The following is a 517-nucleotide window of genomic DNA, read 5'->3' on the forward strand; positions in this document are numbered from 1 at the left end:
AGGTTCGAATCCTCTCGGGGGCACTGAACGCTTGGAGATCATATGTTCTAGCGAGGAGTGCATTACCGTTCGCGCAGTGTTCTTTGCAACGCAAAAAAAATCACAAATGTGGCGTTGTCTGCGAGTGCAGCACGTCGCAATGATCCCGGGCGGAGCAGCGGCGCTCCGCTTGCCACGGCCGCAGGCCGGGCTTGATCCGGTTGGCGGATCCGCGTGAGCATTCATGCGTGGCGGCAGCAGTGAACAAATCTTTCGCAACGGGTGGTGATCAGGCGGCAGTGGGTTCTTCTGAAACCTAAGGTCCCCCAAAGACCTTTGCTGTCGCTGATGTATCTCAAGCATCGAGAAGGCGTCGGGCAACTGTCGAGCCCGCTAAACGGGCAAGGCTACGCGTTGCGCAAGCACAGATTGATCCTTTCGTCGAGTTCTGTCAGCACCACCCGGTGATGAGAGCAAAGAGAAGCGACACTGCGGCGCTCGCAAAAAAGCAGTCTTGCGGAAATCCCCCCCCCCCCCC

1 tRNA gene (only partly in view) is annotated in these 517 nt (G+C 58.0%); it reads left to right on the top strand.

Annotated elements, in window-relative coordinates:
- A tRNA-Ser gene (locus B2747_RS19040) sits at positions 1-23 on the top strand; it begins 40 nt to the left of the window's first position.
- Positions 24-517: the final 494 nt, after the last annotated feature.

Source organism: Gemmatimonas sp. UBA7669 (assembly GCF_002483225.1).
Classification (GTDB): Bacteria; Gemmatimonadota; Gemmatimonadetes; order Gemmatimonadales; family Gemmatimonadaceae; genus Gemmatimonas.